Origin of the sequence: Saccharicrinis sp. 156 (assembly GCF_050589685.1) — a bacterium.
Lineage (GTDB): Bacteria > Bacteroidota > Bacteroidia > Bacteroidales > Marinilabiliaceae > Saccharicrinis.
In genome coordinates this window covers 25634-51702 of the sequence record NZ_JBNGOS010000040.1, presented here as the reverse complement: position 1 = coordinate 51702, position 26069 = coordinate 25634, and the positions used below count along the sequence as shown (strand labels likewise).

The 26069-nt window shown below is 38.3% G+C and carries 19 protein-coding genes; 17 read left to right on the top strand and 2 right to left on the bottom strand.

Features of this window, described 5'->3' with window-relative positions; translation table 11 throughout:
- From ACRD64_RS20765 to ACRD64_RS20750, 4 genes are all read left to right on the top strand, one after another.
- Positions 1 to 1089: a PDDEXK nuclease domain-containing protein gene (locus tag ACRD64_RS20765; RefSeq protein ID WP_430935657.1), complete on the top strand. Its 1089-nt coding sequence runs from the start codon at positions 1 to 3 to the stop codon at positions 1087 to 1089.
- Between the two features lie 649 nt (positions 1090 to 1738).
- A complete protein-coding gene (locus ACRD64_RS20760) occupies positions 1739 to 2380 on the top strand; it encodes a class I SAM-dependent methyltransferase (RefSeq protein ID WP_430935655.1) in 642 nt (213 codons plus the stop codon).
- A gap of 305 nt (positions 2381 to 2685) precedes the next feature.
- Entirely contained in the window at positions 2686 to 3339 is a 654-nt protein-coding gene (locus ACRD64_RS20755; protein WP_430935653.1) for a class I SAM-dependent methyltransferase, read from the top strand.
- A gap of 462 nt (positions 3340 to 3801) precedes the next feature.
- On the top strand, positions 3802 to 5028 hold the full coding sequence (locus tag ACRD64_RS20750; protein ID WP_430935651.1) for an adenylate/guanylate cyclase domain-containing protein: 1227 nt from the start codon (positions 3802 to 3804) through the stop codon (positions 5026 to 5028).
- Positions 5029 to 5290: 262 nt separating this feature from the next.
- Here the strand turns inward: ACRD64_RS20750 and ACRD64_RS20745 are convergent, their stop codons facing one another.
- Positions 5291 to 5989, bottom strand: a complete 699-nt coding sequence (locus ACRD64_RS20745) for a hypothetical protein (RefSeq protein ID WP_430935649.1) — start codon at positions 5987 to 5989, stop codon at positions 5291 to 5293.
- A 715-nt stretch (positions 5990 to 6704) separates the two neighbouring features.
- On the opposite strand from ACRD64_RS20745, the gene ACRD64_RS20740 reads away from it, so the two are divergent.
- The 13 genes from ACRD64_RS20740 to ACRD64_RS20680 all read left to right on the top strand — a co-directional run bounded on the left by ACRD64_RS20740 (position 6705) and on the right by ACRD64_RS20680 (position 23305).
- On the top strand, positions 6705 to 7115 hold the full coding sequence (locus tag ACRD64_RS20740) for a carboxypeptidase-like regulatory domain-containing protein (RefSeq protein WP_430935648.1): 411 nt from the start codon (positions 6705 to 6707) through the stop codon (positions 7113 to 7115).
- A gap of 9 nt (positions 7116 to 7124) precedes the next feature.
- The gene (locus ACRD64_RS20735; RefSeq protein ID WP_430935646.1) at positions 7125 to 7679 is read left to right on the top strand and encodes a hypothetical protein; all 555 of its coding nucleotides are present in this window, start codon (positions 7125 to 7127) and stop codon (positions 7677 to 7679) included.
- 279 nt (positions 7680 to 7958) lie between these two features.
- Complete coding sequence (locus ACRD64_RS20730) at positions 7959 to 8240, top strand: tyrosine-type recombinase/integrase (protein WP_430935671.1); 282 nt, start codon at positions 7959 to 7961, stop codon at positions 8238 to 8240.
- A 296-nt stretch (positions 8241 to 8536) separates the two neighbouring features.
- Entirely contained in the window at positions 8537 to 8992 is a 456-nt protein-coding gene (locus ACRD64_RS20725; protein WP_430935644.1) for a hypothetical protein, read from the top strand.
- A gap of 240 nt (positions 8993 to 9232) precedes the next feature.
- Positions 9233 to 11173 carry an alpha-L-fucosidase gene (locus ACRD64_RS20720; protein ID WP_430935642.1) on the top strand — a complete coding sequence of 647 codons (1941 nt, stop codon included), beginning with the start codon at positions 9233 to 9235 and terminating at the stop codon, positions 11171 to 11173.
- 469 nt (positions 11174 to 11642) lie between these two features.
- Positions 11643 to 13142, top strand: a complete 1500-nt coding sequence (locus ACRD64_RS20715; protein WP_430935640.1) for a DUF3500 domain-containing protein — start codon at positions 11643 to 11645, stop codon at positions 13140 to 13142.
- Positions 13143 to 13985: 843 nt separating this feature from the next.
- On the top strand, positions 13986 to 15335 hold the full coding sequence (locus ACRD64_RS20710; protein ID WP_430935638.1) for a transglycosylase SLT domain-containing protein: 1350 nt from the start codon (positions 13986 to 13988) through the stop codon (positions 15333 to 15335).
- 601 nt (positions 15336 to 15936) lie between these two features.
- Entirely contained in the window at positions 15937 to 16842 is a 906-nt protein-coding gene (locus ACRD64_RS20705) for a sugar phosphate isomerase/epimerase family protein (RefSeq protein ID WP_430935636.1), read from the top strand.
- Positions 16843 to 16940: 98 nt separating this feature from the next.
- Positions 16941 to 19256: a chondroitinase-B domain-containing protein gene (locus ACRD64_RS20700; protein ID WP_430935634.1), complete on the top strand. Its 2316-nt coding sequence runs from the start codon at positions 16941 to 16943 to the stop codon at positions 19254 to 19256.
- 497 nt (positions 19257 to 19753) lie between these two features.
- Positions 19754 to 20614 (top strand): hypothetical protein, encoded by an 861-nt coding sequence (locus ACRD64_RS20695; protein ID WP_430935632.1) that lies wholly within the window; start codon positions 19754 to 19756, stop codon positions 20612 to 20614.
- 359 nt (positions 20615 to 20973) lie between these two features.
- Positions 20974 to 21708 (top strand): hypothetical protein, encoded by a 735-nt coding sequence (locus ACRD64_RS20690; RefSeq protein WP_430935630.1) that lies wholly within the window; start codon positions 20974 to 20976, stop codon positions 21706 to 21708.
- Positions 21709 to 21954: 246 nt separating this feature from the next.
- A complete protein-coding gene (locus tag ACRD64_RS20685) occupies positions 21955 to 22233 on the top strand; it encodes a hypothetical protein (RefSeq protein WP_430935628.1) in 279 nt (92 codons plus the stop codon).
- 67 nt (positions 22234 to 22300) lie between these two features.
- Complete coding sequence (locus tag ACRD64_RS20680) at positions 22301 to 23305, top strand: sugar kinase (RefSeq protein ID WP_430935626.1); 1005 nt, start codon at positions 22301 to 22303, stop codon at positions 23303 to 23305.
- A gap of 35 nt (positions 23306 to 23340) precedes the next feature.
- Here the strand turns inward: ACRD64_RS20680 and ACRD64_RS20675 are convergent, their stop codons facing one another.
- On the bottom strand, positions 23341 to 25953 hold the full coding sequence (locus tag ACRD64_RS20675; RefSeq protein ID WP_430935624.1) for a DUF5916 domain-containing protein: 2613 nt from the start codon (positions 25951 to 25953) through the stop codon (positions 23341 to 23343).
- Positions 25954 to 26069 lie beyond the last annotated feature (116 nt).

Sequence of the window (26069 nt, the reverse complement as noted above, 5' to 3'; positions counted from 1 at the left end):
ATGGCCAACATAAAACTCAATAAAGACTACATCAACTGGCTAAACGAAGTAAAGTCAAAGGTTCGTACTGCACAGGTTAAAACGGCACTGGCTGCGAACCGTGAACTTATTTTGTTTTATTATGAATTGGGACGTGATATTTACGAAAAGCAGAAAAAAGCCAAATGGGGAAGCAAGTTATTAGAACAACTTTCTAACGATTTAAAAGCTGAATTTCCTGACATCCAAGGCTTATCAAAAACAAACCTTAAATATTGCAGCAATTTTTATCAGTTTTATTCAATTAGTCAACAGCCTGTTGACCAATTACAAAATACAGAATTACAGACGGATGAAGTTGCTAAAAAATTAAGTCAACAGCTTGTTGACAAAATTCCGTGGGGACACAATATCCAAATTTTTACTAGAGCTAAAAATATAGAGGAGGCAAAATTCTATATTCAACAAACTATTGAGAACGGCTGGAGTAGAGATGTTCTGGCTCTGCAACTGAAATCGAGTTTATATAGTAGACAAGGAAATGCAATTACCAATTTCAAACAAACACTTCCTGCTCCACAGTCCGATTTGGCTCAACAAACCATAAAAGACCCTTATTCTTTCGATTTTCTTACAATGACAAAGTCCTATAACGAAAGAGATGTGGAACAAAAACTGGTTGAACATATTTCTAAATTCTTATTGGAACTTGGTAAAGGTTTTGCTTTTATAGGCAGGCAGTATCATCTTGAAATTGATGAATCGGATTATTACATTGATTTGCTTTTTTACCACACCAAACTAAAATGCTACGTGGTAATTGAACTAAAAAATACCAAATTCATACCCGAATATGCGGGCAAGCTGAACTTCTATCTTTCAGCGGTAGATAGTTTGGTAAAAGCAGATGACGACAAACCCACTATTGGCATATTGCTTTGCAGAGATAAAAAGAAAATAGAAACTGAATTTGCTTTGCGTGATATTTCAAAACCAATGGGCGTAAGCGAATTCACTTTAACTGAAGCATTACCAGACAACTTGAAAGGTGATTTGCCAACAGTGGAAGAATTAGAGTCAGAACTCGAAAAAAGAGAATTAGACGAGTAAGTGATTACGAAATAACAACCCACGCGAAAGCCATACACATTTGCAATTCACACGAGCCAGCCCTCAGACCAAAAATTGCAAAAGAGTATGTCTTGCCGACGCTGAGTTCAAACGAAAACTGTAGCAAATTTGAAAAGATAAATTACAAATGAAGAAAAAAGCCAGTGCCTAACATTATAGGAATTAAAGCCCAGTTGAGCACAAAAAAACGGTAGAAGGATACAAGTCCCCGCTACCGTTTTTTTTATGCTTATTTTCAAATGCCAGCGCTCAATTGGGTTTTAATCCTTGTTGGGCTAAGCCCTTTATACCAGCCTGCCAACCTAAGGGCGTTTAATGTTTTGCATTCGGTTCATGAAGTACAGTTTGCACCGGGTTGTGGCATTTTTTAATCTTGTTGTACTGGTTTGTTTTTGGATATTCCGGAGTAAGCTGACCCCCTTACCAAACCTTGGTTAAATTTATGTTTTTAGCATGACATTCCGGCGGATGTTGACCCCTTAAAATGTTTTTTCAGGAAGAATGTTGCTCCGGCAAAAACATATTATTATTTTCAATAATCTTTGAAATCAACTATATTTAAAAAAAACTATAGCTTTTTAAACAAACTGACGTTAGCGGTAATTGTAAAACGGCACATCAATAAGAAATGGAAGAGCAAAAACCTATAGGAAAACCAGAAAAATTTTGGGATATAGTTTCCAGGCGTTTTGTTAATTCCACGCGGACAATGAATAGTGCTGCACTGCAAACTATTAAAAAAGATGTCAACAAGTTTTTCAAATCCACAGACATTGTGTTGGACTTTGGTTGTGGACCAGGTGACATAACCCTTGTAATAGCTCAAAACGCACAAAAGGTTTACGCTACCGATATTTCAACAGGAATGATTGACGCTGCTAAAAAAAAAGCAAGCGAACAAAACATCAGTAACATAAAGTTTACTAGAACTAACCTATTTGACGGAAAATTTCAATCAAATTCATTTGACAAAATAACAGCTTTCAATGTGCTACAATACATTGAAGACAAAAAACAACTGTATAGTAAAATCCACGAACTGCTAAAACCTCAAGGATTGTTTATTTCAGCAACTGCTTGTTTGCGTGAAAGAAAATCGGCACTTCGGTTTTTAATGGCAGGGCTGACAAAGTTGAAGATTGTGCCTAAAATATTTCTCTATAAAACATCGGAACTTGAAAACGAAATGAAAGGTGCGGGCTTTAAAATTATCGAGGCGACTAACATTGCAAAAGTTCCTGAACGGTTTATCATTGCACAAAAGGACTAAATTTGGCTTTTGTAATTTATTTAATAAAGAGTGTGATTTTAGAAAATATTACAGTTTGGAAATGAAGATAATAAACTCAAAAATAGAAAAAACTACCGCTAGTATAAAGCAATTGGCGTTCGTGAGTAATTGTGTGTTAGTTTGGGTAATCGAACACCGCCAAATCTTTGATTTGGCTTTAGATATGAAAAGATAAACACAAATATAAGCTTTGGCTCTGAGGTGTTTTGAAAGATTTTCTCGTTAAATCTCCGCACGCTTCATCCAGTGAACGTTAGCCACAAGCTGAAAAAACGAACTTAACAATGAAATTAGACAGAAAAAAACATTGGGAAACAGTTTATGAAACTAAAAATCCTGACCAGGTAAGTTGGACACAAGAAACACCAAAAACCTCACTTGAATTTATACATTCATTCGGACTAAAGAAAACTGCGAAAATAATAGATATTGGTGGTGGAGATAGTAAACTTGTCGATTCTCTGCTTGATGAAGGCTTTGAAAATATTAGTGTTCTAGACATTTCTTCCAAATCACTTGAAAAAGCAAAAAAACGGCTAGGAGAAAAAGCAAACAAAGTAAATTGGATTGTAAGTGATATCACAGAATTTGAACCCAATATGACTTTTGATGTTTGGCACGATAGAGCAACATTTCATTTTCTTACTACGTCTGAACAAATAAAAAAATATATTAAAACCGCAAGAAAATCTGTGAACGGATTCTTGACAATTGGAACCTTTTCAAAAAATGGACCTAAAAAATGTAGCGGACTTGAGATAAAACAATACAATGAAGAAGATTTAACAGCGGAATTGAAAGATGGTTTTGACAAAATTAAATGCGTAAGAGAAGACCATTTAACACCTTTTGACACAATGCAGAACTTCCTGTTTTGTAGTTTTAAAAGACAAAACATTATAGGAATTAAAGCCCAGTTGAGCAAAAAAAAGCGGTAGCGGGATACAATCCCCGCTACCGTTTTTTTTATGCTTATTTTCAAATGCCAGCGCTCAATTGGGTTTTAATCCTTGTTGGGCTAAGCCCTTTATACCAGCCTGCCAACCTAAGGGCGTTTAATGTTTTGCATTCGGTTCATGAAGTGCAGTTTGCAAGGGGTTGTGGCATTTTTTAATCTTGTTGTACTGGTTTGTTTTTGGATATTCCGGAGTAAGCTGACCCCCTTACCAAACCTTGGTTAAATTTATGTTTTTAGCATGGCATTCCGGCGGATGTTGACCCCTTAAAATGTTTTTTGAGGAAAACATATTGCACCAGGCAAAAACATATTATTATTTTCAATAATCTTTCAAATCAACTATATTTAACAAAAACTATAGCAGCTTAAATAGTTTTTCGTCAAACTGCCGTTAGCAACCATTTGGGATTAATCAATTCTTTACCGAAAAAATAAGAATCCAATGCACAATAATAACAAGAGCGAAACTCCAATTCTCCAAAGAATAATTGATATTGGGCCTAATAAGGAGTTTTCTGTTACTGAAATCAGGTATTTGCGGGTAACAAACATTGCCTCTATTCTGGGTGCTTTATTTATGGCAATTTGGATGATAATGGCCATTTTACTTACAAACGCACCAATTATTTACGGAAGCAATGGGTTGATGGGATTGATGTTTCTCCTTGTGTTAATTTTTAATGGAAAAGGTTGGCGCGTACTTGCTTCAACGTGGCTTAGTATATCATCATATATTGGCGTTCTATTATTTCTTTACTTACTAGGATACTCTTCAGGCGTTGCAGTCATTTTTTTCTTAATCATCATAATACCTTATATGACTTTCCCGCGTAAGGCAAGGAAAATAGCCCATGGTTTCGGTTTACTTGCTGGCTTGACTTTGATTGTTACAGTTTTGCTTCAATCAAAATTAAATGCGCAATATGATGTGATGGACCCATATGTATTACAAGTTGTTAATATAAGTGTAACAGGTTTCATTTGTCTCACTCTTATATGGAGTTTGTCAGTCTTGATTGATAGATCAGAGGAATCCTTATTGGTTGAGCAGAAAAAATCAGATGATCTTCTTCACAATATTCTACCAGCAAACATAATTAGAGACTTAAAAGAAAGCGGTAAGACCATTCCTAAAAGACATAAGAATGTCACTATCCTATTTACTGACTTCGTGGGCTTTACAGAGCTTGTATCATCCATATCGGCAATCACTTTGGTCAATGAACTGAATGACATTTTTGGTCGATTCGATCAAATAATGGAAGAAACGGAAGTTGAAAAGATTGAAACAATTGGTGATGCATATATGGCAGCATGTGGCCTTGAAAAAGAAATGACAAAACACGCTGCAAACTGTATTAGAGCAGCACAAATGATGCTATCCTACCTTGAGAAGAGAAATAAAAGCCATGAAATAATTTGGAAAATGAGGGTTGGGATACATTCAGGAACTGCAGTAGCAGGTGTTGTAGGCAAAAAGAAATTTGCATACGACCTTTTTGGAGACACGATAAATACAGCCAGCAGAATAGAATCCGCTGGTGAGGCAGGTAAAATCAATATATCTTCATCCACCTATGAACTGATTAAAAACGACTTTACATGTCTTTCTCGTGGAAAGATCTTTGCCAAGGGAAAAGGGGAATTGGAAATGTATTTTGTGAAATAAACCGTAGCTAACCATTAAGCATCGAATTTGGCTTTAGGCCAGATAGGTGCATAGTGTTGAATTGACTTCCATTTTTCATGAGCACGCTACTTATAGGGTGGAATTGATATGTGGGGTTTGTCCTTATTCCGGGAAATAAATTATATGAATAAAGTATTCCCCGGATAATAACTATACGTTGATTATATTGCCGCTGGATTAGTCTCTTTTAATCGAACTGAGGTAAATAACTAATTTATCTGCCAAATAGATAGATTAAATATTAGTTAATACCTATTTCTACACCTAAATTCAAATTAAAACGTTGGTATGTTCCTGAATTATCTTCGTCATAATTACGAAAATATCTGTTGTATCCTGGTGATAAGGTAATTCCAATAAAGTCACTTACTTTATATTTGAAAATAAGAGAAGATTGCCACCCTGCAGAACACTTTGGGTAGTGCGTACCTATTTCTTTAAAAGCTGTGCTCGTTGTTTCTCCATCGTTTTTTGTGGTATTAAAACTGTGGTAAGTATTATACTCAGTCACTATACCCGTAGAAATAAATGTTTGAAACTTTGAATTTAACCCTATCAGCAAGTAATCAGCCATAAGGTTTATATCCAAATAATTAAGATGTGTATCTGTATACTTCATCGAACTAGAACTTGATGTAGCTGCCGACAACCAATTTTGACGATAGGCCTGACGGTGAAAACCAAATTGAATTCTTGGCCTTAAACGATCAGTAACCATATAGGCTGCTTCTAGATTTATGTTATATCGAGGACCTTTATCTTCAAACGAATAGTCTGCTGTAGGTGTTTGCTGGTAGGCATTCTGATAATAATCAATCCCTGAACTAATCCCAAAAAATACTTTTCCATTATCAACATTCTTTTTTACATTCTCAGTTTCCTGTGCCGTACAAAATACAGGTAGCATAAATAAGGCACATGCCAAAGTAATTAACTTCATTTATTTATTATTTAGTTATGTGAATTGTTTTGAACTATTCGTAGAAAACAATGCGAATGTATACCTGAACATAAAACATACAAAGAAATTCCAACCAACAAGCATTTATTTTCGACATAAGAAGTGATATAATCGATAAGATGGTGGCTTTTTTGTGCAACTTTCTGCAGGTTGCAGTTGAATAGAATTTCTAAAAAAAGTGCAGTTGAGATCTTATTTGTCAATTATATTGTTAATTTAGCTGAACAAAATATAAAGACCAGAGTCGATGTAAAGACATGTGATGTTTTATTTCTGACTAGTTATGCAACATTAAAAAATCCCAAACCCAAAATGAATAAACTGTGGATTATACTATTCTTTTTAAGCACTTTCCCTTCATTTGGGCAAACTAAATAGTAAGTTTTCTAACGAGCTTTGCTTTGTTACAACAATTTAGACTTGAGTACTTTTACTAAGTTCCGGACCGGTGGCCGTATCCGTGGTTGTGTATGTGTTGTCTTTTGTAACCCTTTCAATTGCCAAAACCACGTATAATTCACTATAATGATTAAATTTATGCGTCTGAATATAAAAACATGTTAACTGAGGAGCCGGATACGGGAAATCTGTACGTCCGGATCTGTGGGGGATAGGTGGAGTAATCCGCTATTCTATCCCGATTAGCGGTTATTAAAGCGTACGGATACCTAGTATTACTATTAAAACTAGCAAAATGAAAACACTGAATTTTGACAAAGGATTTATTTTTTTAACGTTAATATTTTTGAGTGTCTCTTTGTATGCCCAGGAGAATGATTCAATATTATTAAAAGGTATTATTGTTGATACTGAAGGACAACCATTACCAGGAGCACAAATTTTAGAAAGTGGAACAACAAATGGTACGTCAACAAATATTGATGGTTATTTTGAATTGAAAGTACCTAAAGGAGCTAAAGTTAATGTCTCATTCGTAGGGATGACAAATATTGAGATTGAAAATGTCAATTTTAGCAATATAAAAGTAAATCTGTCACAGGGCTTAATAGAGTTTTGCTGTATTAATCATATAATGTCTCATTGCGCAATGACTATAAAGGAAATGCAGAAACTATCGAAGAAACACAAGTGTTCATTTAAATAGCAATTTACTATGATTAAAGTTGGATTGTGTGCCATAATTTTTTTAGCGGCTCTTTATATAGGTTCTGGAGGATATATAATTCTGCAAAATGAGCAATTGTATGAAAAAGCAAATACTCTTGAAAAAAAGGAAGTTACTTACCATGGAATAAAATTCTATAATAAAGAGACAATGAATGCTGCGAGAGAACAAGAATTAATAATAAGTGTATACCCATACGCTATGAAAATTCCCTCTTTTCTATGTTTCTTATTAACCGCAATCTCGTTTGGTATAATTGGTGCTTTGGGAAAAGTTATTAATGATACTATTCATAAAAAGACAAAATTTAAAGACACCCCTAATCTGTTATTAGTCCCAATACAAGGTGGAATTATAGGTATCATTATACTAGGAATATCTTATACAATACCAATTATTCTAACAAATGACAATGTAAGTCTAAAACCAATTACAATTGTTTTTCTGAGTTTATTTGGTGGAATTTTCTACCTAAATTTTTATGACTGGTTTGCACATATGATTAATAAAGTTCTATTTTCAAAAGATGATAATAATAAATAGGAATAGGAGCGGTCTGCAAGACCCAGCGATTATTCCAGGTTGAACTACAACCCGGCTTTAATACCTGCCAGGTATTTTAATAGGGTTTTTTGCGTTTTTTATGTCTCGGGAATGCGGTATACCACGTTTGTTTTTGCTTATAAACCATCTTTCGGTCGTTAATTTTAACGATAACGCGTGCTTTTAGTCTGAAAAGGTTACCTTATTGGGCACTACGATGCTAAACCTCATGAAAATGAAGTTTTTTAATGGGGTTCTTTTTGTTACAATAATTTAGACCTGAGTACTTTCACTAAATTTTGGACAGGTGAGCGATACCCGGCAGGTAGTATACAAAAGATATTTGAAAAAGCGAAGCGAAAATCTGGTATACAAAGAAGAGTGACAACACATAGCTTACGGCATTCGTTTGCTTCGCATTTAATAGAAAACGGGGTGGATATAAAGATTATTCAGGAACTAATGGGACATCACTGTATAAAAACGACAGAAATATATTTTCATGTTGTTATGAAAAAGCTTGAAAATATAAAAAGCCCTATCGATAATTTAGATATATAAAATGATTCTGTTTATATTTGGTTATGTAAAAAAGACTATTATGATTACAATATTCGCAAGCAGGTCGGTAAAATTTAGGTCATATGGTTTTAGTAGCTTTAAAGGATTAAGTAAACGTATTTAAACGATTAAGAAAACGTTTTTTACACGATTAAGAAAACGTATTTAAACGATTAAAATAACTGATCATATATGCGGTATAGAAACCATAATCGAAATAATAAAGTCATTACGGTCTCTATATCCAAGTTGGCTACCATTACCCACGGCGCATAAAAAACGCATAACCTAGAAATATGAACACATCAAAAATTATACTTGCTCCATATCGACAATTATTAGAATATGTATCAAACATTGAGCAATATGTTGGATTTCAGAATGCAAGGTGGTTTATGTGGAACAGTGACTCATTAAGTTGGGTATATGGACTCTCAGAATTTGAGATTAAGAATTTTGCACAACAATTTGAAAATTTACTTCAAGAAATAAAAGTAACAATTCGAAATACTGAAAACGAAAAACTTAAACAGAAATTAAATACTGAAATTGACCAAATTCCTAGTTTTGACTATTCTGAATATGTCTTAAATACAGACAATGCATCATGGATATTTATGAAAGCATTACGACCATTTAAGACATTAAGAATGACCTTTAAATTTAAAAGCATTCTAGAAGACATTAGGTTAACATCAGAAAGAATGATTAATTATACGGAAAATCAATCGTGGTTGGAGCTGGAAAAATAAGTAACGGTAGCCAACAAAAGCTATACGTAATGCGGAGTCAGTAATGTTTTGGGAGTTTGCAGGTTGTTTTTGGGCGCCAAATTTTCGTCCCGAAAATTTGTTAAGTTTAAGGTAAAATTTCAAAACGTAAATTTGGCTATGTGCAAGTTTGGAAAGGAAGTTTTTTTAAGCTCCGCACTACGCATAGCAAAAACGTTAGCATTTATTATATAAACCATATATATAGAGAGAATCATTCATATGAAAAACAATTTAAAATCAACCTTAAAGACTGTAATTTACATTGCCATAGTTATGGTATTTGTTCAATGTAATAGTGTAGAAAAGACGGATAAACAAACGAGTCATACCTCAATTATTCCGCCCTTACCTCGCTTGCAGATGGATATAGCAGCGGGTAGCCCTGATTTACAATGGTGGCGTGATGCAAAAACAACCCGTGAACAACGTTTGGAAGATTGGCGCGATGCACGATTTGGTTGTTTTATTCATTGGAACGCCTCTTCATTGCTTGGAAGTAGCTGGAAAGGGAAAAATTATGTTGGTTATGCAGAGCACATACAGCGAATGGCTAAAATACCTTGTGATGAATACCGGCGTGATGTTGTTGGTAATTTTAATCCCACCGGGTTTAATGCCGATGAGTGGGCAGCTACTATTCGAAAAGCTGGAATGCGATATGTAATTATCACGGCTAAACATCACGATGGCTTTGCTATGTTCGATTCGGATGTCAGCGATTTTACCATTCTAAAAGCTACTCCTTTTGGTCGCGACCCCATGGCAGAACTAAAGGCTGCCTGCGATAAAAATGGACTGAAATTTGGATTTTATTACTCGCATGCATTCGACTGGGGAGAACCAAACGGGCCGGGTAATGATTGGGATTATGAAAATCCGGGTGGTGACAAACATTTATTTGCATCAAGAAACACGAAATGGTTTGATGTGCATCCGGAGATTGCCCCTCGGATTCGTAAATATGTTGATGAAAAATCGATACCGCAAGTTCGGGAACTTATAGGTAAGTACGATCCTGATTTCATGTGGTTCGACACCCCACATAAGCTACCCCCCGAAGAAAATCTTCGTATAATGAAAGCTGCACGTGCCGCCAAACCAAACATAGTTATCAATAGTCGTGGTGTGCAGCCTTATACTGGTATGCCTGGTCATTTTGGCGACTATGAAAGCACCAGTGATCGCGCAGTTGATTTTCCGACAAATGATGGTGATTGGGAAACCATTCCTACAACCAATGAATCGTATGGTTATAGTGCAACGGATCGCAGCCATAAAACACCTGAATATCTTGTTCGCGTTTTGGTAAAAGCGGTAGCAAGAGGTGGAAATATGTTGCTCAATATTGGACCTAAAGGAGACGGTATAATTGATGACGCCGATATTAAAATACTGGATGGCATTGGCAAATGGATGGATGTTAACGAAGCTAGTATTCGTGGCACAGTACGTACAACACTTCCGGTACAAGCATGGGGCGAATCTACACGAAAGAAAAATACATTTTACTTACATGTCTTCGATTGGCCTACTGACGGAGTTCTACAATTAGGAGGCTTTTTAGGTAAGGTGAATAAAGCATATCTTCTATCTGATAAAAATCAGACTGCTATAACCCATAAACGTACTGATGATATGACTGTACAATTTGAGGTTTCAGCGAAAGCTCCGGATGAAGCAAGCAGCGTCATTGTGGTCGAGGTGGATGATGCTGAGCATGTCGATTCACATCGCCTGATCTCAACAACCCAGAACAATATGCTTCGTGCTTTCGATGGAATGGCTGTTGACGGTGAATTTAAATATGGAAATGGGAAAGTAACGAATAGCGGTGTTTCTGGCTGGACCCAAGATGGTCAATCTATGACATGGCCGGTATATCTTTCTAAAGCCGGTAAATTTAAGGTCATTGCCGAATATAAACCTTACAAGCATTCAAATAAATTTATTGTTGAGGCTGGCACTGCAACACTATCGGATACAACAGTATCGGACTCAAGAAGATCCAGGGATATAGATTATATTAAGCATGAACTTGGTAACATCAACCTTTCATCAGGGAATCAGATAATTAAGATATACGCTGACAGCATCCCTAATGGGGATCTTATGGAATTACGTGCATTGCATTTAATACCATTGTTTCAGGGAAAGGATTAAAAAAGGGGGTGCTTTTACTAAGAGTAAATTGTTGTAAATATTGATTTTTCAAGACATAAACAAGTGCTAACACTTAGCCTCCAATAAAGCGTTGCTTGCATACGCTTTAGATTGGAGGGTTTGTTGAACTAAACAATCTCTCGAAAACAGATGATAAAATTATTAATTTTTATATAGTGGTTTCAATCGCTTTTTTTGAGCGGAAATAGCTGTAAGGTGTTGTTCCGCATTTTTTTATACGGTGCAAATAAATCGTGCTTTTTTTAAGGCAAAAAAAATGAATCGTTGCAGGTTACGAAGAAATATCTACCAACTAAGTTTAATTTAATTGTAGAGTATCCGACTATGTTCTATTGCTATCATCAAAACGGGTGTTAGATTGATTAAAAAAGCAATTTTTAAACAAAACTAATAACTGACTGTTCCATAGGAGGTAATGTTGCCTTTAGACAGCATAAAACAAAATTCTATGAACAGAATATTTTTCATTATTAGCCTTTTAATTCTTTGGGGCTGCCAGCAGAAAAATAAGAATATCGCCACAATCACCTTTCAAATTGACATGTCTGAAGTTATTGACGATATTACTGATCCTGAAACCATTGGAATAGTTGGTTCTGGACCGCTGGAATGGAGAAGGATAGCCATGCAGGATATTGGAGAAGGCGTTTACTCCGTTACCTTTGAATGGCCAGCGGAAAATCCTGACACCATGATCTATACTTTCATGCATAGTTACGATATATTTGATGATTCTAATATTGGCGTTGCGGCTTATAGAACCCTAATTGTGACCCCGGGAATAAAGAATTTACCTATTGTGAAATGGGGTGAAGTTAAAGCAAACACTGGACTAGCGACACCCTCTCCTATGCTTAAAGTAGAACAGTCTGACACAGAAGCTGAAAAAAAAGCCTTAAGTGTGCCCTTCTATGGGGTGACCACTGATGGAGATCTAATCCCTGATTTGTATTCGATAAATGCAACTGGAATAAGCACAGCTGGAATAAAAAAAGCCGTCGAGGATTTTCTGAATTCATTAAGTATCGAGCAAAGAGAAATGTGCACCTTTCCAATTGATAACAAGGAATGGCGAAGATGGTCAAACATTGATTCTTATAAACGAAAGGGCATTGGTTTACCTGATCTCACAGAAAAACAAAAAGAACTTGCATTCAGGATCCTTGAAGAAAGCCTGAGTACAAAAGGGTTTCAGAAAACCCAGGATATTATGAAAATGGAAGGTTACTTAGCACAGTTAGCCAATGAGTTTGAGATGTTGGGATCTGACCGGTACTGGTTTACATTTATGGGTATTCCTTCAGATACTCAACCCTGGGGCTGGCAAATTGATGGTCACCATTTGGTGATCAACTATTTTATTCTGGGAGATCAGATCGTAATGACACCTACATTTATGGGTTCGGAACCAAATTATATAGCTGAAGGAGAAAACGCAGGCACCAGGACCTTTGAAAATGAAGAAAAACTTGGTTTAACATTTTATCATTCACTCGATCATGAGCAGCGAAAAACAGCAACTTTGTTAGACAGAAAAGATTATAACTACAATCAGGCCGCTTCGTTCGATGACAATGCAATTGTTCCATATTCCGGCCTAAATGTTACAGCCCTGAATGAAACTCAAATGAATATGCTGGAAGAGCTCATCAGCGAATATGTAGGAAACATGAAAGAAGGTCATGATAAAGTGAGAATGGATGAAATTTTGGAACATATGGATCATACCTATTTTGCCTGGATTGGAGGTAGAGATAAAAATGATGCATTTTATTATCGCATACAAAGTCCTGTTGTGCTGATTGAATTCGATCATCAAATACCCGTCTTTCTGGCAGGGAGCAAACCCAGTAAAAAGCATGTTCACACCATTGTAAGAACACCCAATGGCAACGATTACGGGAAAGATCTACTCAGACAACACCTCAAAGAAGACCATCATCATTAAAATGAACACACCTCATAACAAATAAATAATGGGCATAGGCTGTCAGTACAAATTCGGGGGGTTAGTGCTTTTAATAAGTTCGCCGAAGCTAAGGCTTCGGCTAGTGAAAGGAATAAATGTATAACCAAAACCTTAGCTTCGGCAAAGTGGGATTTTGGAGGTTTGGTTTTTCCAATCATCCAACGCCCCTTTATTATGAATGTTGGTGTGCCACGAAGCTGTGGTAATCCAGTAGGTGCAAATCCTACCTAAATAATTTTCTTAAAGATCATTGCTCCGTTCGGCATAATTCAAGCAAACTTGATTCTGCTCTCTCTTATCGCAATAATGTACTGTTCATTTAGAAGAGCTGCCGACAGTTATGTCCGTGAGGATTGTCGCTGAAGCCCGGTATGTTCAAATGACCAAGCCGTAATGCGCAAGTGTGAACCCAAGATAGCTTCGAGAAGTGTATCTGTAGACGGGGAGAGTTTCGACGGTCTCGAACCCTGTAATGTTGTATGGATTAACAGCAATGTGAAATACAACGGTCTACCGGAGTCATAGGGATGGCGTGGTCATAGATGGGTTATTACGGAATAACGTAATAAAATAAAACGGCACGGGGCTGTTGCATATGAGGGAAAACTTCACGGCCTGTCCACGAACATCGGGATACGGTTTGATGCAGGGGGCGCTGATAGTTTGTATATTATTGTTACGTTTAGTGGTATTAAGAGGGTAAGCTTTCAGGCTCTACTCTGCACAATTATTATGAAAGCAAAAATGAAGCAACTTGTAATTATAATTTTAACAATCACTTTTCTCTATGGGTGTAATTCCAATTCTAGAAAAAAGAAAGAGGTGAGGGCGACAAGAACCATCTCCAGAGATTTAACGGAAATACAAAGGGATGGCACACTAAGAGTATTTATAAGCTACAGCAGCACGAGTTATTTTCTTTATAGAGGCCAGCCAATGGGCTTTGAATATGAACTGCTTGAAAGATTGGCAAAAGACCTTGACCTTGAATTAGATTTAGTGCTTGTAAACAATATGGATAGCATTTTTCAGCATATCAATACAGGGAAAGCTGATATGATTGCTCATGGCATGACCATTACAACAGACAGAAAACAAAAAGTAGCTTTTACAAAATATTTATATCTTACCTCGCAAGTTTTGGTACAAAAAAAACCAGACAATTGGCGAAAAATGAGATGGGCAAATCTGCAAAGATATTTGATTCACGATGCCATTGACCTAATTGATGATACCGTATCTGTTCGAGAAAACTCTTCCTATATTAAAAGATTGAATAATCTGTCTAAAGAATTAGGAGGCACAATTTATATAGATACACTTCCCGGCACTTTAAGTACGGAGGAAATAATAAAAAAAGTAGCCGATGGTGAAATAAAATATACGGTGGCTGATAAAAACCTGGCACAGGTAAGTTCTGCATATTATCCTGTCTTGGATATAAGTGTTCCTCTAAGTTTGTCTCAGCGTATTGCCTGGGTAGTCAGTAAAAACTCGACTGAATTGTTAACAGCATTAAACCAATGGATTGATAAAGAAAAAAAAGAGGTTGATTACTACGTAATTTATGACAGGTATTTTAACGATAAACGGGATTTCAAACGGCGCATCAAGAGTGATTTTATGAGTCTAAACGGAAATCAAATATGCAAATACGATGAATTGATAAAAAAGCACGCTGAAAAATTAAGATGGGATTGGCGCCTGCTAGCATCATTGATATTTCAGGAGTCACGTTTTAATAGCAATGCAACGTCATGGGCAGGGGCACAAGGACTAATGCAAATAATGCCACGAACAGCCAAGAGCTTAGGTGTAACTAATCCACGCAATCCTCAGCAGAGCATAGAAGCGGGCACAACATATTTGAAACAAATTTACGATAAATTTGACGAAGTAAGCGATTCGGTGCAACGTATCAAATTTACATTGGCTTCCTATAATTGTGGCTATTATCATATTATGGATGCACGGTTTTTGGCCAAACAGGAAAATCTAAACCCCAATGTATGGGATGATAATGTAGAAAAAATGGTCATGGCACTTTCTTATCCTACAAATTATAATAAACCCGGTATTAATTATGGATATGTAAGGGGAATCGAGCCTGTAACTTACGTTGGGCAAATTTTTCAACGATATGAGCATTACGTAAATTTTATAAAAAAATAGAAATTACTAAATACTAACAATTAAGGCTTTCGTTAACGGTAGTGCCCGTATCTCGATTGAAGGAGGTGTTGGGCTTAAACCGGCCACAAGGATATAATGCCACTTTCTATGGTGTAATCGATAGGGTTTACAGTATTCTTTGGTCGACTATATTGTTGGTGTAGAAGATGCAGATATCATATGGTACGGTAAGTACCGCATGGAAGTATTTTACCGGCAACGGTTCGGTATTTCTGGCATTTAACCACGGAAAAGTGAGTAGTATCCTTTTTTATATAATTAATCGTGGATTAATTTCTTTTCGCTAAAAATATCACATAGGTTTCAATAATTCTAAAATAAATATTATCTTGCAAACTGGTCGACCAAATAATGGTAAACCAACGGTGGATATGTGCCCTGTCGCCCAAAAGTGAAATAATAACACGTACAAAGGCGATAGCCACAGCCTCATTTTTATTCCTGCTAGGTGTATTTTAGAAGAGAAACAGATAGATCCTTGTCTAATTATGATACTCAAATTTACTAAAGTTGTGTTCTAATTCGCTATATTTAAGCTATGTATATTTCCAGAAGAAACTTTATAAAAAATGTGGGAGCTATGGCCATTATAGCGCCATGGATACCATCGCCTATCAACGCATTAAACCTAAAGCGAGCGGATGGACCTTTAAAAGTAAACATATTTTCCAAGCACTTACAGTTTTTAAACGTAAGCGATGCTGGCCAAATTGCAGCAGAACTGGGATTTGATGGATTAGACCTAACCGTCCGGCCCAAAGGCCATATTTTGCCGGAGAATGTAAAATCAGACCTGCCAGCTGCTATTCGGGATATACAACATTCCGGATCCACTTGTGAAATGATTACCACGGCGATTACTGATGTAAATAACGCTAATGATTTGGAAATAATAAAAGTAGCGGCTAATCATGGGGTACGGTTTTATCGCAGTAATTGGTTTAAATATCACAAAGAAAAGCCAATGCAGGACTCGATCCGTATCTACCGGCAAAAGATCAGGGAGCTTGGTGAGGCCAATAAGAAATATGATATTATCGGTTGCTATCAAAACCATGCAGGAACGTCTATCGGTTCCTCTTATTGGGAAATAAAACAATTGCGGGAAACCGTGGATCCAATTTATTTTGGAACCCAATATGATATCCGACACGCCATGGCAGAGGGTGGCTTATCATGGTCAAATGGTGTTAAGCTGTTAAAGGACCATATAAAAACTATCGTACTTAAAGATTTCAAATGGGAGAAAGTTAAGGGCCATTGGGAAATGGTGAATGTGCCAATCGGTGAGGGTATGGTAGATTTCAACACTTATTTTACACTTTTGAAAAGCTATGGTTTGAAACCGCCGGTATCGTTGCACCTTGAGTACCCGCTGGGCGGCGCAGAAAAAGGGCGATACGAAATTAACGTAGATCAAAAGATTGTTTTTGATGCCATGAAGAAAGATCTGGCTGCAGTTCGGCAATTATGGAAAGAAGCTTAAGCACATTGCTTTTCAAGGCATTAAATTGTTTTTACATCGAAGCTATATTTTAAATTCCGTCTAATACCCATCTTTATAAACCAACTATTACGAATAATATGAAGCACATACTACTATTACTTGCTGCATTCGCCATCCTTATCAGTTGCCAACAAACAGAGTCCAATAAAAAGGTATTGGTTTCAAATGCTGATGAGTTGAACGAGGCTATCTCAAATGCCCTGCCAGGAACCGAAATCATAATGGCTAATGGCAAATGGAATGATGTTCAGATTAGGTTCGTCGGAAACGGAACTAAAAGTCAGCCCGTTACGCTCCGGGCCGAAACTCCGGGTGAGATGATCATCCAGGGCAAATCTGATTTGAAGTTGGGCGGGGAATATCTGGTGGTGGAAGGACTTTATTTTACCCGTGGATCTTCCCCATCCGGTTCTGTCATCCAGTTCTTTATCAATAATGATACGCTTGCCAATAACAGCCGGGTCACCAATTGCGTGATCAAGGATTTTAACAAAGCCCAGCGGAACATGACGGATTATTGGGTGTTGTTCAAGGGGCGATACAACCAGCTCGATCACTGCTATTTGGCAGGAAAATCGAATAAAGGCCCGACTATTAGAATCAATTTATCGGGTACTCAAAGCGTTAAAAATTACCACAAAATCAACAATAATTATTTTGGTCCAAGGCCTCCGAAAGGTGGGCCTAGTGCCGAAACGATCCAGCTTGGTAGTAGTGGAAATTCCATGACGCCAAGCCATACCATAGTCGAGAACAACTTTTTCGATCGATGCAACGGCGAAGTAGAGGTCATTTCCAGCAAATCCAACTTCAATAAATTTAGAAACAATGTTTTCTATAAAAGCCAGGGATCACTGGTAACGCGGCATGGAAATTACTGTAAGGTGGATGGCAATTGTTTTATAGGTGATGACGATTCTCCTCAGGTGGGGGGCGTTCGCCTGATCGGGACCGGGCACTGGGTAACCAATAACTATTTCTACAATCTCCGAGGCGGGATATTCAGAGCCCCGCTTGCGCTTATGAACGGAATTCGACGACCGGCTGTAAACAGGTATTTTCAAGTAACCGACGTGGTGGTTGCCTACAATACCTGGGTCAACTGCAAATCGCCATGGCAGTTTGGTGTAGGATCAAATGTGGATCAAAAGGATGTACTTCCTCCTTCCGAAATCAGATCCGAAACACCTATTCGGACACTTATTGCCAATAACGTTATTTACAATGATGAAGGGGATCAGATGCCCATCCTTCGTTACGATTCCATAGATGGGATAGATTTTCGAAGCAACGTGATCAACAACCAGGGAGTCGCCTTCAAAGGAGTTGAAGGACTTGAAGAAAAGGAATTCACACTAAACAAAGTGGAAGAAAATATCTGGGTTCCTGCGTCGGGCCTTAGTGATGTAGAAGTACATTATGGATTTGAGTTTGATCAAATCACAAGGGATATGTTAGGGAATTCCCGGACAGAAAACAATTCAATTGGGGCCATCAACGGAGCCGTCATACGGAAAACCAATATAATGAAACCATCGCGGTACGGCCCTAAATGGTACGACCGAACACCCCTTGTGCCAGATTCAAAAATCCATTCGGTAAGTACTTCGAAGGAGTTGGCCGAGGCAGTAGTGAATGCGAGTGAAGGCGATATTATTGAATTATCATCGGAGCGATATGAAATAAGTTCTTCAATGAAAATCAACAAAAAGCTCACGCTACAATCGGCTGACTCTGTGCGCAAATCGACGATTTCATATATCGGAGAGGCTGAAACTCCCGCCTTCGAAATGAACCCGAAAGGCCAGCTGATTTTAAAATCCGTCATTCTCAGGGGATCAGGTCGTAATTACGCATTTGCCAGCCTGAAAGAAAATATGTCCAGCCATTACAATCTGACAGTTAAAGATACGGAAGTAGAAAACTTTGATTATGTGCTCAAAGCATACAAGTACTCATTTTCTGAGTATATCAAGTTTAATTTTGCAGTCATAAAAAACTGTAACAACGGACTGGAGCTTTCCAGTGAAGATGACGATAAAGGCGATTATAATGCTGAAAACATTTATATCGTCAATAGCCATTTTGAGGGTGTCGACCAAAATGTTGTGGACTATTATCGAGGAGGGTATGATGAATCTACTGTTGGAGGAAACCTGGTGATTACGGGTAGTACATTTACAAAAAGTGGAGGAAGAGAGAAGAATGGTATATTAATCAACACTTTTGGTATCGTTAATGTGGATCTTTCCGGAAACACATTTAGGAATAACAAAGTGAAACTAGTGGCGAGGCTTTGGGGCGCCAAGAATAATTCACATGCGGACAATGTTATCGAGAACTCGGGAAACCTGATTGTGGAACAAAACCTTCCGCTCAAGTTGATGTACTAGGAATTATGAAAGGCGTATTTCCAGGTCACAAGTAGGCATTACCTGACTAATGAACATTATTCATTGTTTAAAGTACCGGTGAATATCCTGTATTCTGCGATGGCACTTTATAGCTTGGTATTTTAATTGCGTAATAACCTGCCAGCCGGCAGCCCCATGTCAATAAGTTAAGCTTTTTGTTATTTGCAATTATTATAAACCTGGCAATAATAGGTAGTTCAACCCGCAATATGCATTAGAAATTCTATTACACATTGAAATTACTTTAAAATACGACACTTCGTTGCATCACTTCAACTCACCAGAACGATGCTCCGAAAGTAATCGGGACAAGTTATGCCTCGTTTCAGTAATGCCTTGTTTTATTGTATTTGCAATGCGCATGACGAACCTCCAATACATAATCCGGGTTCAAATACTTGAGAGAGGAAGAAGCAAAGGGATCAATTGTGCATCAGCACAGCGTTAGCAATTATTTGTAATTTATTAATTTAGTTATGGTTTCATCAATATCAATTCGCGTCAGGGCTATACGGATTGTAGCCGCCTTATTCATAATTGGTTTATTGGCCACTGTTTCCTGTGACCAAGTCAGAAGTCCCTGGATTAAAATAGATGATTTTGAGTCGCCAGACCCAATGGCAAACTGGACGTTGATGGATACCCAAAACGAGACCAATCCCAAAGTTGAAAACCCGCAAGTCACTGAAGTTCGCCGCAATGATGGAGAAACAAATAATTATCTCATTAAGAAACCAGCTGCCGAGGGGATAGTTGGAAATAGAAAAGCAATTAGCTATAGAAAACTACCTGTCTCAATAAATGTTGGCGAGACTTACACCTTCTATGTAAGGTTGAATGTTGAATATTTCCCAAACAATCATGTGTTTGGCTTAAGCAACATGGAACCTGAGGGGATCGTAAAACACGCCTACAATGCAATGGAACCCAGCCTGCGGGTAACTGATAGGTATGACCCGAACATAGCGTATAAAAACGATGGCACGCTGCTGGTTCGTAAGGATTCGTGGTACGATAAAATTTACAACCACCATGCTGACAGGTCAGCCAAGCCGATGGAAACCGATATTTGGTATGAGGTTTGGTGTGTTGTTAATAACGGTAAAAAATCGGATGGCGGTCAGAGCTATGACGTGTACATCCGAGGTGGCGAAGAGTTTCCGGAGCAGCAAAAAGTATATGTTGGTGCTGACTTTCGAATGAAACGAGAGCTGCCTATCATCTACTTCCAGGCTACCTGCAACACAGGTCCCGTAGATAAGCCGTATGGAAATGGCGGTTTGAGATACGATGATTTGTACATGGCCAAAGGAGTCGTCCTGACCAAACCGTATTAATTAACTAATCCTTTGAAATGAGCCTTGCAGGGATCAGCAACAGAAGGAGTTTGTCCGAATAGGGCTAAAACAAGCGGTTGGCATTTGTACCACTCGAAGAAAACATGTCTTCGGCATACCATCTGGTCGTTGGAAATGATGTGATTGAAATTCGGCGACACATTGGGTTTATATTAATATCTTAGCAAAGTATTATACAAGAAAAAATAATAGTCCAAATCATGAATATATTAAAGTTTTCACGAAAGAAAGTTATAGGGATTTATTTCGCCTTGGGTATCATTGTCATGTCATATTGTTCATGCGCGAGATCATCTGAAATTGTGGTTCGGGATTTACAGATGCAAATACCGTCGGGCATGCATACATTTACCGAAGAACTGCTGATAGGTGAAATTGCGGATACAAAGATTGAACACGTGGCCTATGTGGGGCCAACAGAGCAAACCATCACACTGACAGACAAGAATGTAACCATGTTCTTGTTTATAAAAGGTAATGGAACCCTCCATGCGGATTCGATGACATATGGCCTGGTGCCGGAATCCATTGCGATTCCTTTTGACGAGATCAGCAATTTACAGTTTGAGGTTCCTGCAGGGGAAGAACTGCATTTTGTGCGGTTTACCAAAAAATTATCTGATCAAGATATCGAAGATATGAACAATTTCCCGGAGGAAAACAAATATAATCTCTTTTTTACCCGATTTGCTGATTGCGAGTCCTATACCGAGAAGATAAAGAGTCCGAATACGATCAGTCGAACAGTACTGCCTGCCGATATTGTTCCCCGCGTTGCGTTAGGAACCGTAGAGGCGCCGGGACCCGATGAAGTAGGGGCCCACAAACATGCCATGCTCGACCAGTTGTTTTTGGGTTTAACCGATAATGATATTGTTGTACATGCCGATGGAGCCTCCGCTCAGCTTAAAGAGTATGCTTTGTTACATATTCCAATTGGATCGAGCCATTGGGTAAGTGTCGAAGAAAACAAAAAGATGTATTATATGTGGATGGATTTTTTCCTGACAAAAGAGGGACAGGAATGGCTTAAGACACATAAGCCGGTGAGTACGGATAAAAATGATTATTAGCAAGAAGAAAATAAAAAATGGGTATAGTTGTCCTTTTTTTTGCCATTTCCAGTAACCATTCATAATTGATATTTCAGGTAAATGCCTTAGATTGGGAAAATTACATTGATGCGCAGTGGCATTACTCCAACAATGAGTGGATTGGGACAATTACTGCCAAAGCTGGTTTTGTGATGACCAGACATACCTATAAGGTTTTTTGTTGGAGGTGGAGTGTAGTGACGGAAAGCTAAAAGATCGATTCTTATGATCGTTATCTTATCTTTTACCTATGATTTTGCGCCCCAACAAAAGTGCTGCAGTATTCGATTTATTTATAAAAAGCATCGTTTAAAAACAGGTTTTTCGTTTGATATTCTATCTTTAATTGGCTATATTAGAATTGGCTGTCGACTTATGATACTTTTTAAAATTTCGATGGATTCTTCCCAAATGAATGCGCATCGATTGGCAAGTTTTGAATGGGTTGTGTTTCAATATCGAAACAGAGGGTTCGGAAATGGCAAAGTATGTATCGGTGCCTAAAGTAAGGGAACTTATCTTAATTGATGGATGAAAACAACCGACTCAACCAAAAATAAAACGTAATAGTATGGCTAAGAAAGTGATAACATTTGGTGAAGTAATGATGCGTTTGTCACCACCGGGTTATTTAAAATTTTCGCAAGCTACTTCTTTCGAACTTGTTTATGGAGGTGGTGAGGCGAATGTGGCAATTTCGTGTGCCTATTTAGGCATGAAAGCAGCCCATGTAACCCGTTTCCCGGATAATGCGCTTGGAAGAGCGGCCACTCAATTTTTACGGAAGCATTGGTTAAGTACCGAACACGTGTTTTATGGCGAGAACATGATGGGCATATATTTTCTGGAAAAAGGTGCCGTGCATAGACCCAGTGAAGTAATTTATGGAAGGGAGGGGTCTGCATTTTCGTTGATACAGCCGTCGATGGTGGATTGGGAACATGTCCTTAAAGACGCCGATTGGTTCCATTGGACAGGTATTACCCCGGCCATTTCGGAAGGGGCTGCGATGTGCTGCCTGGATGCCATTAAAACAGCAAACAGATTGGGAATAACGGTTTCAGGTGATATTAATTCGCGCAGCAATATGTGGAAGTATGGGAAAACCATGCAAGAGGTTATGCCGGAGTTGGTGCAAAATTGTGATATTGTGATTACCAGCAGTCGTGGTATACGCAGTATGTTTGGGCTCGGTCAACCGGAGGATAAATTTCGGGTTTCAGCCAAGAACTTAATGGATACTTTTCCGAGAATAAATAAAGTCGTGGGTAAAACCAGAAAATCCTTAAGTGCTTCCCACCAACAAATACAGGGTAAAATGTGGAACGGACAGGAGTATATCAAAACCGAAATGTTGGACATAACACATGTGATAGATCGCGTTGGTACCGGTGATGCCTTTGCCTCTGGTTTGATCTACGGGTTGTTGCACTATGATGATGATATGCAAGCTTTGAATTTTGCTTCAGCTGCCTGCGCACTAAAACATACGGTTCCCGGAGATGTAAATATGGTGTCTCTGGAAAACGTGTTGAGTTTAATGGAAGGGGACACTTCGGGATCAATAAGAAGGTAGCGTTTGAGGATGGAAATGGGAAATAACACTGGGTATCATATAGAAAACCAATAACTAAATTTAATCATAAACACATCACTTGGCCTGGCTGCAAACAGATTAAGCAGCGAGTCATGAATTTTTGGTTTTCTGATGTTTTCATTTCTTGTTTGCTCGTGCGACCATACCAAATAAAATACCGAACCCAGCTTGTATTCCCAGCGAAATATAAGATTGGATCGAAACTGCGCAAAGGAAAAATCCGGGTTGTCCATGGTAAACGTCTCCGCGTTCGTCTCGTTAAAAGTATACACCTCCTTACCGGTATCATAGGCGTATTCGTTGGTCTTATAATGATGAAATCTTTCTGAACGGTTTTTCGATCCGGCATTGTTCACTCTTTTAAAATCTGTATAAGCACCTATCGAATAATACGGACTGCCGTAATACTGGATAGATAGTTCGGGGCTTAAATAATACTCTATACGTAAAGTTGTTAATAATATATCTCTATCCATAGTCGCGGCCATGTAAAGTACATTATCTCCCAGCTCAATATCTTCAATGTACTGATAGTTCTCAAAATTCTTTTCGTAATCGAAATCCAGACCTATGTAGAGTTGATTGACGGGGTGATAATTTATACCTCCGCCAAAATGATAGTATTTGGTTGGAAAACCGAATGAATGCCAGTAGCCGGAATTTACAAAATATGAAAAATCTTTAGCGCTGTTCGATTCAACCTCAACCTCAGCACCAGCATAGCTGTCCTTCAAAAGGGCCGGGCCGCCCCTGAGTACCCTGGTATCGAACGATGGCAACACCAGTTCACCCTTGAACTCGGTATTATACAAATTTTGAAACTGGACATTAGCTTCCAGTCCAACCCTGTTATCCATAATTTCACCTCCAAAACTACTATTTATTCTGTTATCAATCTCAAACTCATATTTCCTGAGAAAACCAGTAGATTCGATGCTTTCATAATTTATCCAGGCTTGTTGTTCCACCTTATCGGACACACGGACGAAACCAATGTCGTTTATATTAAATTGTGGCGACCAAAAACTCGACTTAAAGCCATATTTTAACTGACCTCCTTGTTTGCCAATTCTTATTGTAGCCCCTGTTCCGCTTAGGTTTGTGCGCAGGGTATCGTACGTTAGGTGTTCCGCATCCGGTCGTTGAAACCGGTGCAAATGAGATTCCTGCAAATCTTTGATAGATGCTTGACTCCCCGAGATATGACTTCCGGTTAGTTTTACGGTAAAAAAGTAATTCTTGTCCTGCCAATATTTTGTAAAATCAATACCTCCCGATGTAGCGTTATCCGTGAAGTTGTTTTTCAACACTTGCTCATCATTATTTCGGACCACGGAGTTAAAGCTTATCCCATAAATGGTATTCGCGTTATTAAGCTCTTTTTTTATACGTCCGGCAAAATAATTTGTCAGGGGTTCTAATGTTACTGTTCTTGCCCCCTCGTCGGAATAAATTTTCCCAAACTCTTTTCCAGTAACACTGTTCATCAGGCCAACTAACAAACCGTTTGAGGTTCTTCCGCTTAGTTTGGCTGACCCTAATATGGTAGTGTTCTCAGGTAAATCGGAATATTCCCCTTCTTGGGTATCCGGTTTATACCCTGGCAGGCTTCCCACACGTCTTGTATAAAAAAAGCGGTCCTGGTCAATATTGAAATCAAAGATATCCCTTCCTTCCAGGAAAAACGGTCGTTTCTCGTCAAATCGGGTCTCGTAAGCTGTAAGGTTTAACTCGGATGGATCAGCTTCAACCTGACCGAAATCCGGGTTTATGGTTGCGTCAAGAGTAAAGTTCGAAGAAATACCGATTTTGGCATCCAAGCCCCCATTTAACCCTGTGTGCCATTTACCGATATAAGGATTCTGCTGGTCACCTTTGTAATCCAATTTAACCGACGCATAAGGGAGAAGCTCCACCTGGCGCGATGACCTGATACGCTCAATGCCATTAAGTTCACCAAATAAATATACCATAGCGGAGGCATCCTGGGGGATCAACTGCCAATGGCTCTCTTCCTGTTCGCGATCAATCCAGCGCCACACATGCATGCCCCAAATTTTCCGGTTGCCTTTGTTATATCGCAACTGGCTAAATGGGATTTGTATTTCGGCTGTCCACCCCGAGTCCGCTAAAGAGGTAGCCGCATCCCAAATTGCGTTCCAGTTCAGGTCTTGGCTTTTATCGCCGTAATGTTTCAAATCTATTTTCTGGCCGGCCGCCGTCACATTAAATTCAAAAGCCGTACGCTGGTCGTAGTAACTGTCAAAGGCTATACCTACCGCATCCCCCGAAAACTTGTCCCTTCTATCCAGTATACGTCTTATCTTGTCCGGTTCGGTATCCATGCATTTTATGGCCACATAAATATAATCGCGGTCATAAAGTACCTTTATGTAGGTTTCCTGGGATGGATTGCCCCCTGAATTGGGGAATTGCTGCTTAAAATCACCATCCCAAACACCCTGGTTCCAGCATTCGTCGTCAAGCTTGCCATCAATTCTGGGTGCATGGTCAATCCGATGGGTTGTGTATTGTCGTTTTTTATTTTCTTCTCTATTAGCCGGGTAAAGAAGTAAACATATCAATAACTGAAAAGAAATGAAAAGTAACTTCAAGTTGAATTGCATAAGTCATTGACTAAATATTTGAAAATAGAATTGGACATTTGCTCATTCAGTCACTTTATCATCTTTGGCAGTTATTGATTGCGAATCGCATTTTTTCTGGTTAAACTGCCCTTCTA

What these genes read in the sequence shown, in the direction of transcription:
- ACRD64_RS20750 (WP_430935651.1), top strand. Translation starts at nt 3,802, where the DNA reads ATGCACAATAATAACAAGAGCGAAACTCCAATTCTCCAAAGAATAATT.
- ACRD64_RS20725 (WP_430935644.1), top strand. Translation starts at nt 8,537, where the DNA reads ATGAACACATCAAAAATTATACTTGCTCCATATCGACAATTATTAGAA.
- ACRD64_RS20765 (WP_430935657.1), top strand. Translation starts at nt 1, where the DNA reads ATGGCCAACATAAAACTCAATAAAGACTACATCAACTGGCTAAACGAA.
- ACRD64_RS20705 (WP_430935636.1), top strand. Translation starts at nt 15,937, where the DNA reads ATGGCCATTATAGCGCCATGGATACCATCGCCTATCAACGCATTAAAC.
- ACRD64_RS20760 (WP_430935655.1), top strand. Translation starts at nt 1,739, where the DNA reads ATGGAAGAGCAAAAACCTATAGGAAAACCAGAAAAATTTTGGGATATA.
- ACRD64_RS20680 (WP_430935626.1), top strand. Translation starts at nt 22,301, where the DNA reads ATGGCTAAGAAAGTGATAACATTTGGTGAAGTAATGATGCGTTTGTCA.
- ACRD64_RS20695 (WP_430935632.1), top strand. Translation starts at nt 19,754, where the DNA reads ATGGTTTCATCAATATCAATTCGCGTCAGGGCTATACGGATTGTAGCC.
- ACRD64_RS20720 (WP_430935642.1), top strand. Translation starts at nt 9,233, where the DNA reads ATGAAAAACAATTTAAAATCAACCTTAAAGACTGTAATTTACATTGCC.
- ACRD64_RS20700 (WP_430935634.1), top strand. Translation starts at nt 16,941, where the DNA reads ATGAAGCACATACTACTATTACTTGCTGCATTCGCCATCCTTATCAGT.
- ACRD64_RS20745 (WP_430935649.1), bottom strand. Translation starts at nt 5,989, where the DNA reads ATGAAGTTAATTACTTTGGCATGTGCCTTATTTATGCTACCTGTATTT.
- ACRD64_RS20690 (WP_430935630.1), top strand. Translation starts at nt 20,974, where the DNA reads ATGCATACATTTACCGAAGAACTGCTGATAGGTGAAATTGCGGATACA.
- ACRD64_RS20740 (WP_430935648.1), top strand. Translation starts at nt 6,705, where the DNA reads ATGAAAACACTGAATTTTGACAAAGGATTTATTTTTTTAACGTTAATA.
- ACRD64_RS20685 (WP_430935628.1), top strand. Translation starts at nt 21,955, where the DNA reads ATGATCGTTATCTTATCTTTTACCTATGATTTTGCGCCCCAACAAAAG.
- ACRD64_RS20715 (WP_430935640.1), top strand. Translation starts at nt 11,643, where the DNA reads ATGAACAGAATATTTTTCATTATTAGCCTTTTAATTCTTTGGGGCTGC.
- ACRD64_RS20735 (WP_430935646.1), top strand. Translation starts at nt 7,125, where the DNA reads ATGATTAAAGTTGGATTGTGTGCCATAATTTTTTTAGCGGCTCTTTAT.
- ACRD64_RS20675 (WP_430935624.1), bottom strand. Translation starts at nt 25,953, where the DNA reads ATGCAATTCAACTTGAAGTTACTTTTCATTTCTTTTCAGTTATTGATA.
- ACRD64_RS20755 (WP_430935653.1), top strand. Translation starts at nt 2,686, where the DNA reads ATGAAATTAGACAGAAAAAAACATTGGGAAACAGTTTATGAAACTAAA.